General features: G+C 69.3%; 13 protein-coding genes. 2 read left to right on the top strand and 11 right to left on the bottom strand.

Annotated elements, in window-relative coordinates:
* Positions 1-27 precede the first annotated feature (27 nt).
* From tatA to pafA, 4 genes are all read right to left on the bottom strand, one after another.
* Positions 28-291: a Sec-independent protein translocase subunit TatA gene (gene tatA, locus G6N20_RS05830; protein ID WP_083049943.1), complete on the bottom strand. Its 264-nt coding sequence runs from the start codon at positions 289-291 to the stop codon at positions 28-30.
* A gap of 67 nt (positions 292-358) precedes the next feature.
* Positions 359-1327 carry a helix-turn-helix transcriptional regulator gene (locus G6N20_RS05825; protein ID WP_083049944.1) on the bottom strand — a complete coding sequence of 323 codons (969 nt, stop codon included), beginning with the start codon at positions 1325-1327 and terminating at the stop codon, positions 359-361.
* Positions 1324-2322: a helix-turn-helix transcriptional regulator gene (locus G6N20_RS05820; RefSeq protein WP_083049945.1), complete on the bottom strand. Its 999-nt coding sequence runs from the start codon at positions 2320-2322 to the stop codon at positions 1324-1326. The genes G6N20_RS05825 and G6N20_RS05820 overlap by 4 nt, the downstream gene beginning before the upstream one ends.
* Positions 2323-2340: 18 nt before the next feature.
* Positions 2341-3699, bottom strand: coding sequence for a Pup--protein ligase (gene pafA / locus G6N20_RS05815; RefSeq protein ID WP_142272100.1), 1359 nt, complete (start codon positions 3697-3699; stop codon positions 2341-2343).
* A gap of 126 nt (positions 3700-3825) precedes the next feature.
* Between pafA and G6N20_RS05810 the strand changes: the two genes are divergently transcribed.
* Positions 3826-5370 (top strand): HNH endonuclease signature motif containing protein, encoded by a 1545-nt coding sequence (locus tag G6N20_RS05810; RefSeq protein WP_083049949.1) that lies wholly within the window; start codon positions 3826-3828, stop codon positions 5368-5370.
* A gap of 26 nt (positions 5371-5396) precedes the next feature.
* Here the strand turns inward: G6N20_RS05810 and G6N20_RS05805 are convergent, their stop codons facing one another.
* From G6N20_RS05805 to dop, 7 genes are all read right to left on the bottom strand, one after another.
* Complete coding sequence (locus G6N20_RS05805) at positions 5397-5831, bottom strand: type II toxin-antitoxin system VapC family toxin (protein ID WP_083049951.1); 435 nt, start codon at positions 5829-5831, stop codon at positions 5397-5399.
* Positions 5832-5915: 84 nt separating this feature from the next.
* Positions 5916-6170, bottom strand: a complete 255-nt coding sequence (locus tag G6N20_RS05800; protein ID WP_083049978.1) for an antitoxin — start codon at positions 6168-6170, stop codon at positions 5916-5918.
* A 57-nt stretch (positions 6171-6227) separates the two neighbouring features.
* Positions 6228-7757 carry a PE family protein gene (locus tag G6N20_RS05795; RefSeq protein ID WP_083049953.1) on the bottom strand — a complete coding sequence of 510 codons (1530 nt, stop codon included), beginning with the start codon at positions 7755-7757 and terminating at the stop codon, positions 6228-6230.
* Positions 7758-7900: 143 nt separating this feature from the next.
* Positions 7901-8695, bottom strand: a complete 795-nt coding sequence (gene prcA / locus G6N20_RS05790) for a proteasome subunit alpha (protein ID WP_083049955.1) — start codon at positions 8693-8695, stop codon at positions 7901-7903.
* Complete coding sequence (prcB, locus tag G6N20_RS05785) at positions 8692-9585, bottom strand: proteasome subunit beta (RefSeq protein WP_083049957.1); 894 nt, start codon at positions 9583-9585, stop codon at positions 8692-8694. Before prcB ends, prcA begins: the two co-directional genes overlap by 4 nt.
* Positions 9582-9776 carry a ubiquitin-like protein Pup gene (locus G6N20_RS05780; protein ID WP_083049979.1) on the bottom strand — a complete coding sequence of 65 codons (195 nt, stop codon included), beginning with the start codon at positions 9774-9776 and terminating at the stop codon, positions 9582-9584. Before G6N20_RS05780 ends, prcB begins: the two co-directional genes overlap by 4 nt.
* Before the next feature lie 103 nt (positions 9777-9879).
* Complete coding sequence (dop, locus tag G6N20_RS05775; protein WP_163662839.1) at positions 9880-11376, bottom strand: pup deamidase/depupylase; 1497 nt, start codon at positions 11374-11376, stop codon at positions 9880-9882.
* Between the two features lie 653 nt (positions 11377-12029).
* On the opposite strand from dop, the gene G6N20_RS05770 reads away from it, so the two are divergent.
* Complete coding sequence (locus G6N20_RS05770) at positions 12030-13223, top strand: hypothetical protein (RefSeq protein WP_083049960.1); 1194 nt, start codon at positions 12030-12032, stop codon at positions 13221-13223.
* Positions 13224-13233: the final 10 nt, after the last annotated feature.

Below are 13233 nucleotides of genomic sequence, written 5' to 3'. Positions count from 1 at the left end.
GAAACCCACCGCGACGATGGTGCCGGGCTAGGCCGGCCGCGCCTCGGTCGGGCCCGGCTCAGGGGCGGCCGGCGGGTCGACCCGCTGCGACTGCACCGGCGTTGGGGGTGCCGAGGTGGTTTCCAGGGACGCATCGGCCTTGTTCTCGTTCTGCAGCTCACGGACCTCGGACTTGAAGATTCGTAACGACTTGCCCAACGAGCGGGCCGCATCGGGGAGCTTCTTGGCACCGAACAACACGATCACCACGACAGCGAGGATCGCCCAATGCCACGGACTAAGACTGCCCACTGTGATTACCTCCAGACGTTGACCCGATGGTACCGCAGCGGACGCGACCGGCCGCCCGGCCGCGCCGTCACTCCTGGCCGGCGGCCCGATAGGCGTGCAGCGCCGCCGTCGCGGCCGCACGCACCCGCTGCGCGAGCGACTCCGGTGCCAGCACCCGCACAGCCGACCCGAAGCCAAGCAGCTGCCGAGTCATCCAGTCGTCGGAGGCGTAGGTCATGGCCACCTCGCGGGAACCGTCGGGCAGTTCACGCAATTCCCGAATCGGGTAATAGTCGAACATCCACGACGCCGACGGCGCTAGCCGTAGCGTTGCCGACGGCAGGGCGGGATCGCCGTCGAACAACGACGTGTCCGGTGGCGCCTGCAACACCGGTTTCGGCGGCGCGGCCGGCTCCCCCAGTTCGGTGGCGTCGACGATCCGGTCGAAGCGGAACAGTCGCACCCCCTCGGCCTCCCGTGACCAGGCCTCCAGATAGCTGTGTCCGCCGATCACCAGCACCCGGACGGGATCCACCGTCCGGGTGCTCAACGTGTCATGCGACGCGGCGTAGTAGTCGATGGTCAGCGCCCGCTTGTTCCGCACCGCGGCGCGCACCGCCGCGGCGGCCGGGCTTTCGGCACGTGTCGGCTCGGCAACGGCGGCCACCGTGCCGTGCTGTCCGGCTGCGCCGGCCGCGGCCGCGATCTTGGCGATCGCGCTGCGTGCCGCCTGCGGGTCGACCACCCCCGGGACGTCCGCTAGGGCGCGCAGGGCCACCAACAGCCCGGTGGCCTCGGGCGAGGTGAGCTTGAGCGCGCGGTCGATGCCCGCCGAAAACGTCACCTCCACGGTGTCGCCGGCGAACTGGAAATCGATGAGATCACCGGGGCCGTAGCCGGGCAGCCCGCACATCCACAACTGGTTGAGGTCCTCCTCGAGCTGGGTGACGGACACCCCAAGTTCGGCGGCGGCCTCGGCGCGGGTGATCCGCGGGTTGGCCTGGAAATACGGCACCATGTTGAGCAGCCGCACCAGGCGGGCGGACACCGCGCTCACGCCGGTACCCCGGCCTGGGCGCGCAACCGGGCCAGCACGTCCTCGCGCAGCGACTGCGGCTGCAGCGCGATCGCGTCGGCTCCATAACCGGCGACCTCGCGTGCCAACCGGTCGCTGGACCCGATGTCGAGCTCGATCACCTCGCCATCGCGGCCGGCCAGTCGCCGGGGCCCGAGGGACCGTCCGGCGCGCCGCAGCGCGGTGGCTCGCCCGTCGGCGACCCACACCGTGGCCCGCGCACCCGTCGGCGTCTCGCTGACCGTTTCGGCCACGATCTTTCGCAGGTCCACGCCGTCGGGCACGATGACCGCGCCGGCCGGGCCGATCGACGTCACGTCGGCGCCGATCCGCGACAGCCGGAAGGTTCGGGTGGCGCCGCGGTCGCGGTCGTGGCCGACGAGGTACCAGCGGCCCTTCTCGGTGAGCACCCCCCACGGCTCGACGGTGCGACTGGTGTACGGCTCGGCGCGCGACGACCGATGCGGGAACCGCACCGCCTGGCCGGCATCGATGGCCGACAACAGGACTCCCAGAACGCCCTCAGACCCGCGCAGACCGGGCACGCCGGCCGCCGACGCGATGGCCACCGGGGACCCGGCATCCAAGGAATCGACGTCCACCCCGGCGGCCCGCAGCTTGAGCACGGCGCCCTGGGTTGCGGTGATCAGTTCCGGTGACTCCCACAGCTGGGTGGCTACCGCGACCGCGGCCGCCTCGTCCGGGGTGAGCTCCACCGGCGGCAACGCGTAGGCGTCGCGGTTGATGCGGTACCCCTCGCATGCGTCCAGGGTGGATACCCTGCCGACCTCGAGCGGGATGCCGAGGTCACGCAGCTCGGCCTTGTCGCGCTCGAACATCCGGGAGAACGCCTCAGCGGTGGGGCTGTCCGCGTACCCGGCCACGCCGGACCTGATTTTCTCGGCGGTGAGGTAGCCGCGGGTGGATAGCAGCGCAATGACCAGGTTTACCAGCCGTTCGACTTTCGATATGGCCATTCGCGTCAGGATAGGCGCCTACATGCTGGCGATCAGCCGCTTGACTCGCTCGTCGACCGCCCGGAACGGGTCCTTGCACAGCACGGTCCGCTGCGCCTGGTCGTTGAGTTTGAGATGCACCCAGTCGACGGTGAAATCGCGTCCCGCCGCCTGGGCGGCGCTGATGAATTCGCCGCGCAACCTGGCCCGGGTGGTCTGCGGCGGGTTGTCGACGGCGTCGGCGATCTCTTCGTCGGTGGTCACCCGCGCCGCCAGGCCCTTGCGCTGCAGCAGGTCGAAGACGCCGCGACCGCGCTTGATGTCGTGGTAGGCCAGATCCAGCTGGGCGATCTTTGGGTCGGACAGCTCCATGTTGTAGCGGTCCTGGTAGCGCTGGAATAGCTTGCGTTTGATCACCCAGTCGATTTCGGTGTCCACCTTGGCGAAATCCTGGCTCTCGACGGCGTCCAGCTGGCGACCCCATAGGTCGACGATCTGCTCGATCTGCGCGTTGGGTTCGCGGGTCTGCAAATGCTCGACGGCACGGGAGTAGTACTCCCGCTGGATGTCCAACGCGCTGGCCTGACGCCCGCCGGCCAACCGCACCGGCCGTCGGCCGGTGACGTCGTGGCTGACCTCGCGGATGGCGCGGATGGGGTTATCCAGGGAAAAATCACGGAAGGCGACTCCATTTTCGATCATCTCCAGCACGAGCGCGGCGGTACCCACCTTGAGCATGGTGGTGGTCTCGGACATGTTGGAGTCGCCGACGATGACGTGCAGCCGCCGGTACTTCTCGGCGTCGGCGTGCGGCTCGTCGCGGGTGTTGATGATCGGGCGGCTGCGGGTGGTCGCCGAGGAGACGCCCTCCCAGATGTGCTCGGCGCGCTGGCTCAAGCAGAAGGTGGCGGCCTTGGGCGTCTGCAGCACCTTGCCGGCCCCGCAGATCAGCTGGCGGGTGACCAAGAAGGGCAGCAGCACATCGGAGATCCGGGAGAACTCACCGGCCCGCACGATCAGATAGTTCTCATGGCAGCCGTATGAGTTGCCCGCCGAGTCGGTGTTGTTCTTGAACAGGTAGATATCGCCACCGATGCCCTCGTCGGCAAGCCGCTGCTCGGCGTCGATGAGCAGCTCTTCGAGCACCCATTCGCCGGCCCGGTCGTGCGTGACCAGCTGCACCAGGCTGTCACATTCGGCGGTGGCGTATTCCGGATGGCTGCCCACATCGAGGTACAGGCGCGCGCCGTTGCGCAGGAAGACGTTGGAGCTGCGGCCCCAGGACACCACGCGGCGGAACAGGTAGCGGGCCACCTCGTCCGGGGACAGCCGGCGGTGACCGTGGAACGTGCAGGTGACACCGAACTCGGTCTCGATGCCCATGATTCGCCGCTGCACCTTATCGAGGGTACTGGTTGTCTCACCGCGGTGGTGGGCATGCCGCGCCCATTCTGCGACGCCGACCCGCGCTGGGCGGACCCGCGGACGGTCATGTTGTCGGTGCCCCCGGGTAGTCTCGAACGTATGTGCGATACGCTGCTGCCGGACCCCGGGGAGCTGCGCAGTGCCGACGACCCCGCGCTGGTGGCCGCGATCGAGAACTGCGCCCGCGCTGAGGCCGCGGCGAGCGCCCGACGGCTATCGGCGATCGCCGAACTCGTCCGCCGACGCACAGGTGATGACGAGACGGCACACTGGGCCTGCGACTCCTGGGATTCCGCGGCCGCCGAGGTGGCCGCCGCGCTCGGCATCAGCCACGGCAGGGCCTCCGGGCAGATGCATCTCAGCCTCACCCTGAATCGGCTGCCCAAGGTGGCGGCGCTATTTCTGTCCGGACGGCTCAGTTCGCGGCTCATGTCGATCATCGCCTGGCGGACCTACCTGATTCGGGATCAAGAGGCGTTGCGACTGGTCGATGCCGCCCTGGCCGAACGCGCAGCCGAATGGGGACCGTTGTCGGCGTCCAAGCTCGAGCGGGCCATCGACGGGTGGATCGACCGTTATGACCCCGGCGCGCTGCGGCGTAGCCGTGCCACGGCCCGCAGCCGCGACGTGTGCATCGGCGCCCCCGATGACGAGGCCGGCACCGCCGCGTTGTGGGGCCGGCTATATTCCACCGACGCTGCGCTGCTGGACCGCCGGCTAATGCAGATGGCCCACGGCGTGTGCGACGACGACCCGCGCACCATCGCGCAGCGCCGCGCCGATGCACTGGGAGCGCTGGCCGCCGGCGCCGAACGGCTCGCGTGCGGCTGCGGCAATGCCGACTGCCCGTCCGGTACCGACCAGGACGAGCGGGCAACCGGCGTGGTCATCCACGTCGTCGCCGAGGCATCGGCACTGGGTGCTCAACCTGACCCACACCTGTCGGGCGAGGAGCCCCCATCGCGACCAATCACGCCGGACATGACCCTCGCCGAGGCGTTGGCCCCCGACCCCGAACCCGAACCGCCCGCCGGATCGTCGGTCAAACCGCCGGCAGCGCTGATCACCAACGGCGGTGTGGTGCCCGCCCCGTTGCTGGCGGAACTGATCCGCGGCGGCGCCAAAATCCGTCCGGTCCGCGATCCCGCCGACCTGCTAGCGGAGCCCGGGTATCGGCCTTCCACGGCGTTGGCTGAATTCGTCCGCGTCCGCGACATGACCTGCCGGTTCCCCGGTTGCGACCAGCCCGCGGAATTTTGCGACCTCGACCACACGGTGGCGTATCCGTTCGGCCTCACCCACCCTTCCAACCTCAAATGCCTGTGCCGTCTTCATCATTTGATGAAAACCTTTTGGACGGGTTGGCATGACCGGCAATTTGCCGACGGCACGGTCATCTGGACTGCGCCCAACGGCCGCACGTACACCACCCGCCCTGGCAGTCGCCTTTTCTTCCCCGCCTGGCACACGACGACCGCCGCACTACCGGAGACGCCAACAGCCGCGGTCAGTGACGACCGTCGCGGCGTGATGATGCCCCGGAGACGACGGACCCGAGCGGCCGACCTCGCCCACCGCATCAACCGGGAACGCGCCCTCAACGACGCCCATATCGGCGAACGCAACATGCCGCCGCCGTTCTGAGTAACCCGACTCCCCCTCGGACACCGTCACAGCAGCGCCGACGGGTGATCCCAGCGCACGTCGCCGAATCGGCCGAAATCGCTGTCGTAGGACACAATGCTGGCGCGATGCTCGACGGCGAGCGCGGCCAGGTGAGCGTCGTTGACGAGGTTGGCGCCAGCTCCCACCTGTGTCAGCATTCTCGCCAGGATGTCGGCGTGGCGGGCGGTCGGATTCACCAATACCGCGCTCGGTGCGGTCAGCCAGTCGGCAACCTGACCAATCGCGTCCTCCGGAGACAGCGGGCGGGGGAACAACCCCGGCCGGGTCACTAGCCGCACAAACGCCAACAACGGGACCCATGCGAATCCGATGCTGTCGCCACCGGATAGCGCGCCGTCGAGCCAGCGCAGGGACGGACGGTGGTGTTCGCTGGCGGTATTGACCGCATACAGCAGGACATTGGCGTCGACGATTTTCATGAACCGCTCATGACCCACACCGCTGACGATGCAGAGCGAAGCGATGAGGTGGGGGCACCTCCCGCTTGCGGGGGAGAGCGGCGCTCATGACCCGCGCCGCTGACGACGCACGAGTTCCTCGTCCTCGATGTCGGCCGCAAGCTGCAAGGCCCGGTCGAGATTGACCGCGGGGACACCCAAGTCTGCCGTGCGCGTGCTGAACCGGCGTGGCGCGGGCCGGCCGGAGGCGCCGTCTCGAATCGCGTCGTTGAGGGCTTTCTTGAAGGACACCTGCCGCTCGGCCATCCGGCGCCGCACCAACTGCTCGACGTCGTCGTCCAACGTCACCGTCGTCCGCATGTGTGACAGCATAGCATCAAGATCCTTGACAGCATGCTGTCAAGGACGGGGCTTGCCTCAGCCGGGTGGGCCGGGCGCGCCGGGCTGACCCAGCAGCAGCCCGCGGGTGCCGCCGGTACCCCCGAGCCCAGCGAGCCCGATCGACGTGCCGACTCCGCCCGCCGCACCCGCCCCACCGGCCCCACCATTGCCGACCAGAATGGCGTTGCCGCCGCGGCCGCCGGCACCACCGGTGCCACCGGCCCCGGTGGTGCCGGGCCCGCCCTGGCCAGCGGCCCCGCCGGCGCCACCATTGCCGTACAACCAGCCGCCGTTACCGCCGTCGCCGCCGGGGTTGCCGTTGCCGCCGATGCCGCCGCTGCTGACGGAGCCAGGCGCGCCCACCCCGCCGCTGCCGCCATTGCCGCCGTTGCCGATCAGCCGGGCGTCGCCGCCGCGACCGGCGCCAGTCCCGATGAACGGCAGCCCGCCATCACCGCCGTTGCCGCCGTCGCCGCCATCTCCGCACAGCCACCCGCCGGCCCCGCCAGCCCCGCCGTGGCTGCCCGGCGGGAGCAAATGCGGGCCCGCCCCGGCATCGCCGCCGTTGCCACCGTCGCCGCCGGTGCCCAACAGCCCGGCGTCGCCGCCCAGGCCGCCGCTGCCACCATAGCCGCCGAAGCCGTTCACGAAACCGCCGACGCCGAAGCTCCCACCGTCGCCGCCGGCGCCACCGGCCCCGCCATTGCCGTACAGCAGCCCGCCGGCACCGCCGAACTGGCCGAAGCCACCGTTGCCGCCACTGCCACCAACGCTGAGGCCGCCGACGCCGGGCGCACCGGCCCCGCCCTGACCACCGACCCCGCCGGCCCCACCGCTGCCGATCAACCCGGCCGCGGCACCCAAGCCGCCCGCGCCGCCGTGGCCGCCGGCACCACCTCCGGTGCCCGCGTCGGGGCCACCGGTCCCGCCGTTGCCACCGGCCCCGCCGGCCCCGCCGTTGCCATACAGCAGCCCAGCGGCGCCACCGTTGCCGCCACTACCGCCAGCGCCGCCAGCCGCACCAAGTGGGCCGACCGCGCCGGCGGCGCCCTTGCCGCCGTTACCGCCGTTGCCGATCAGCCCCGCCGCCCCGCCGTTGCCGCCGGCCACACCGGGGCTCGTGCTGTCCCCACCGTTGCCACCATTGCCGTACAGGATTCCGCCGGGCCGGCCGGGCTGGCCGACCCCCCCGACGGTTCCGCCGTCGGAGCCGTCGCCGATCAGCGGTCGCCCCAACAGGGCCTGGGTGGGCGCGTTCACCGCATTCAGCAGGCTCTGTTGGACGTTGGCGGCCTCGGCGCTCGCATACGCACCCCCACCGGCGGTCAAGGCCCGCACGAACTGATCATGAAACGCCGCGGCCCGTGCGCTGACGGTTTGATAGCTCAGGGCGTGCGCCCCGAAGATCGCCGCGATGCTCGCCGACACCTCGTCGGCGCCCGCGGCCAGCACACCCGTTGTTGGCAGCGCCACCGCCACATTCGCCGCGTCGATCGCCGACCCAATTCCCGCCAAATCAGCCGCCGCCGCCAGCAACGCCTCCGGCGCCACGATCACAAACGACATCTGGCACCTCCCATCTCATGGCGGAGCCGGTCGCAACAGATGAAGCGGCAGGAGCAAATTTTATCCCGGCCTGGGCGCCACTTCTGGGTATTCCCCAGATCCATGGGCGTCAGCGAAGCCGAACCGGCCGAACGGCTGGCCGTCTAGTCGGACGATTTCGCGTCCGTGGAGTCCTTGGACTCCTTGGCGGCCTTGGTTGTCTTGGATGCCTTGGCGGCCTTGGCGTCCGATTTCTGCAGCAGCGTTTCCAGCGCTGCTCCGGTGATCCGCCGAAACGCCCGCCGCGGCCGGTTGGCGTCGAGGATGGCGACCTCCAAGTTGGACACCCCGAGGCTGGGTTGACCGTTGCCCGAGGCCTCGGCGCTGCCCGCCCGCAGCGCCTTCAACGCGATCCGCAACGCGTCAGGCAGGTCGGCGTTCTCGGTGTAGGACTCCTTGAGCGCGTTGGTGATCGGCTCCGTCGTGCCGCCCATCACCACGAAGTGGGGTTCGTCGGCGATCGACCCGTCGTAGGTGATCCGGTACAGCTCGGGGGGTTTCGTCTCGCCATAGTGCGCGACCTCGGCCACGCACAACTCGACCTCGTACGGCTTGGCCTGCTCGGTGAAGATGGTGCCCAGCGTCTGGGCGTACACGTTGGCCAGCTGCCGGCCCGTGACGTCACGGCGGTCATAGGCATAGCCGCGGGTGTCGGCGAATTGGATCCCGCCGCGGCGCAGGTTGTCGAATTCGTTGAACTTGCCGGCGGCCGCGAAGCCCACCCGGTCGTAGAGTTCGCTGATCTTTTGCAGCGACCGCGACGGGTTCTCCGCGACGAACAGCACCCCGCCGGCGTAGGCCAGCACTACCACGCTGCGGGCCCGGGCGATGCCTTTGCGCGCGAGCTCGCTGCGCTCGCGCATGGCCTGCTCGGGTGAGATGAAATACGGGAAGCTCACTTCTCACCGCCATCGGGGCCGGAAGTGTCAGGGCCGGAAGTGTCGGGGCGCGAACGGCTTTCGATGATCTCGCGGGCCACTTCGGCAATCCGGCTGTCCGGCACGTCGGCGGCCCCGTCGGCGTCGATGGTGACCGCCGTGGGGAAGATGCCGCGGACCAGATCCGGGCCACCGGTGGCGGAGTCGTCGTCGGCGGCGTCGTACAGCGCCTCCACGGCTACCCGCAACGCCGAATCGGCGTCGGTGACCTGCGCATACAACTTCTTCATCGAGGATTTGGCGAACAGCGAGCCCGAGCCCACCGCCTGGTAACCCTCTTCCTCCATGTTCCAGCCGCCGGCGGCGTCGAACGAGACGATGCGCCCCGCGGTTAGTGGGTCGGACGCGTGGATGTCATAGCCGGCCAACAGCGGCAGCGCCACCAGCCCCTGCATCGCGGCCGCCAGATTGCCACGCACCATGATCGCCAGCCGATTGACCTTGCCGGCGAAGGTGAGCGGCACGCCTTCGAGCTTCTCGTAGTGCTCGAGCTCGACGGCGTACAGCCGGGCGAACTCGACGGCGACCGCCGCGGTGCCGGCGATGCCGGTGGCGGTGTAGTCGTCGGTGATGTACACCTTGCGCACGTCGCGACCGGCGATCATGTTGCCCTGGGTCGAGCGCCGGTCCCCGGCGATGACGACACCGCCGGGGAACTTCAGCGCGACGATGGTGGTGCCGTGCGGCAACCGGTCACCGACAGCGGCGGGGTCCGCGCCGCCGCTGATGCTCGCCGGTAGCAATTCCGGCGCCTGGCGGCGCAGGAAATCGGCGAAGGATGACAGGTCTACACCGGGGGTTCGGGAAAGTGCTGGGTTGACGGACAGGCGATCAGGCAACGGCCAGGTCACTGTCCGCCCTTTTGGACGTATGCGCGGACGAAATCTTCGGCGTTCTCCTCGAGGACGTCGTCAATCTCGTCGAGCAAGTCGTCGGTGTCCTCGGTCAGCTTTTCGCGACGCTCCTGGCCCGCAGCGGTGCTGTTGGCGAAGTCGTCGTCATCGCCGCCGCCGCCGCCGCGTTTGGTCTGCTCCTGAGCCATCGCCGCCTCCTGCTTCGTCATGGGGCCGCGGGTGCGCGTCACGCCCCCGCCGGTCTTTCTCTACCCTACCGGTCAACGCCGGTGTTTCCCGGTCTAACGAGCCCTAGCCGGTCAGTTGTTCCACCAGTTCCACGGCGCTGTCCACCGAGTCCAAGAGAGCCCCGACGTGTGCCTTGCTGCCGCGCAGCGGCTCCAGCGTCGGGATCCGCACCAGCGAATCACCACCCAGGTCGAAGATCACCGAGTCCCAGCTGGCCGCGGCGATATCGGCGCCGAACCGGCGCAGGCATTCGCCGCGGAAATACGCGCGGGTGTCGGTGGGCGGGTTGTCCACCGCGTTGAGCACCTGGTGCTCGGAGACCAAGCGTTTCATCGATCCGCGCGCCACCAGGCGGTTGTACAGGCCCTTGTCGAGCCGGACATCGGAATACTGCAGGTCGACCAGGTGCAGCCGGGGGGCCGACCAGTTCAGGTTCTCCCGTTGCCGGAAACCTTCGAGCAACCGCAGCTTGGCCGGCCAGTCCAACAGCTCGGCGCATTCCATCGGGTCACGCTCGAGCAGATCGAGCACGTGCGCCCAGGTTTGCACGATGTCCGCCGCCCGCGGGTCCGGGTCGCGGCTGTCAACCAGCTTGGCCACCCGGTCGAGGTAGATGCGTTGCAGTGCGAGGCCGGTCAGCTCACGACCGTCGACCAGGGCCACGGTCGCCCGCAGCGACGCGTCGCGGCTGATCGCGTGCACCGCGTGCACCGGCCGGGCCAGCACCAGGTCGGTCAGGTCGATGCCTTCCTCGATCAGGTCCAGCACCAGCGCCGTGGTGCCCAGCTTCAGGTAGGTTGACGTCTCGGCCAGGTTGGCGTCGCCGATGATGACATGCAGCCGGCGGTACCGGTCGGCATCGGCGTGCGGTTCGTCCCGGGTGTTGATGATGCCGCGTTTCAGCGTGGTCTCCAGCCCGACCTCGACCTCGATGTAGTCGGCGCGCTGGGACAGCTGGAAGCCGGGCTCGTCACCGGCTGGCCCGATGCCGACCCGACCGGAGCCGGTCACCACCTGCCGGGATACCAGGAATGGGGTCAGCCCGGCGATGATGGCCGAAAACGGCGTCTGCCGCGACATCAGGTAGTTCTCGTGCGCCCCGTAGGAGGCGCCCTTGCCGTCGATGTTGTTCTTGTACAGCTGCAGTTTGGCGGCGCCGGGCACGCTGGCGACGTGCCGGGCGGCGGCCTCCATCACGCGCTCGCCGGCCTTGTCCCAGATCACCGCGTCGAGCGGATCGGTGCATTCGGGCGCCGAATATTCCGGGTGCGCGTGGTCGACGTAGAGTCGCGCGCCGTTGGTCAAGATCATGTTGGCGGCCCCGACCTCGTCGGCGTCGACCACCGGCGGCGGCCCCGCCGAGCGGCTCAGGTCGAAGCCTCGGGCGTCCCGCAGCGGTGATTCCACCTCGTAGTCCCAGCGGGTGCGTTTGGCGCGCTGAATGCCGGCGGCCGCCGCGTAGGCCAGCACCGCCTGCGTCGAGGTGAGGATCGGGTTGGCGGTCGGGTCCGACGGCGACGAAATGCCATACTCGACCTCCGTTCCGATAATCCGTTGCATGCCGTAAAGCCTAGGCCCGGCGACGATGCGGGCCGGGGACGGCCCGCTGAGGAGCCGGGCAATCGGGACGGGCCCGGTGACGATGCGGGCCGGGGACCGGCCCGCTGAGGAGCCGGGCAATCGGGACGGGCCCGGCGACCCAGAACATCGGAGCGGGCCGGGGACCGGAGCGACCCCGCGTGCCGGCGGCCACTGGCGACCCGATGCGCCAGGTGCATGTTCCCTGCTGTCTCATTCACCTCACGCGTTCCGGCACGGCAGGGATGTGCGATGCGCCCGCCTACCAGCGACAACCGTGGCTGTCGCTGGTAGGCGGGCACTTTGTGTGTCGGCAGTACCGGATACACGTGGGGCAGATGAGGAAGGTGCAACGCCTGGAGCGATTCTCGCCCCGGCATTCGACCTTGGGCCTTCGATCGTGCCCGCCACACACGACGGTGCCCTATTGCCGGTCCGGACGGGACGCCATCACGGGGACTGGCCAACAAGCCGTTCGATATCCCCGCCCTGAACCCCGGCCAGAGCGTCGTCGTCGCACAATCCACGGTGTTCGACTACATCCGCAAGCGCACCGGCGGCACAATCGACGGAGATGGACCCGGAAAACTGATCAGCAGCAGGCGAAACGAGCACAACACAAGGGGTAAGCCGGCATGAGCCTTTCCGTCCGTCGCCCCCCGGCGGCCCGAGCATCGGCCATTGTGGAGGCTGAAAGCTGGTTCTTGAAGCGTGGTCTGCCGTCGGTGCTGACCATGCGCGGCCGGTGCCGTCGGCTGTGGCCGCGGTCGGCTCCCATGCTGGCCGCGTGGGCGGTGGTCGAGGGCTGCCTCATGGCGGTCTTCTTCGTCACCGACGGCGGCGAAGTCTTCATCAGCGCGACGCCGACGACAGCGCAATGGGTGATCCTGGCGCTGCTCGCGGTGGCTCTACCGCTGGCCGCCCTCGTCGGCTGGTTGGTGTCGCAGATACCAAGCGGGCGTGGCCAAGCGGCGGTGGCAACCACGGCGGTGGCCTTCGCGGCCACATCCGACGTCATCGAATCCGGCCCGATCCAGCTGTTGCGGACCGCCGTCGTGGTGGGCCTGGTGCTGCTGCAGACCGGCTGCGGCGTCGGGTCGGTGCTTGGCTGGGCGGTGCGGATGACGCTGGAGCACCTGGCGACGGTCGGCACGCTGGCGGTCCGGGCCCTGCCGATCGTGCTGCTGACGGCATTGGTGTTCTTCAACACCTATGTCTGGCTGATGGCCGCCAACATCAACGGCGAGAGGCTGACGTTGGCGATGGTTTTTCTGCTCGCCATCGCCGGGGCGTTCGTCGTGTCCAAGACGGTGGAACGGGTGCGTCCGCTGCTTCGCTCCACGGCGGTGCTGCCCGAAGGCAGCCAAAGCCTGGCCGACACACCCTTCGCGACGATGGGCGACCCCTCTCCCGGCTTCCCACTCACCCGGGCCGAACGCCTCAACGTGGTCTTCCTGCTGGCCGCCTCGCAACTCGTCGAGATCCTGGTGGTGGCATCGGTCGGCGCCACGATATACCTCGTTCTGGGCATGATCATTCTCACTCCGCCGCTGCTTCGGGAGTGGACGCACTACGACTCGATGACCACGACGGTGCTCGGCATGACGTTCCCCGCGCCGGATTCGTTGATTCGGATGTGTCTTTTCCTGGGCGCGCTGACCTTCATGTACATCAGCGCCCGCGCGGTCGACGACGCCGAGTACCGCGCGATGTTCCTCGACCCACTGATCGACGATCTGCACACCGCGTTGGCCGCCCGCAACCGCTACCGCGGCAACATCGTGGCGGCGCCCTGCGCCGGTGTTGACGCCGCCGACCTCGGTGATTAACTTCACCCTG

It is taken from the genome of Mycobacterium shinjukuense, from assembly GCF_010730055.1.
In the GTDB taxonomy this organism is placed as follows: Bacteria; Actinomycetota; Actinomycetes; order Mycobacteriales; family Mycobacteriaceae; genus Mycobacterium; species Mycobacterium shinjukuense.
Note: the sequence above shows the minus strand (reverse complement) of the source record. Positions and strands in the feature narration are given on the sequence as shown.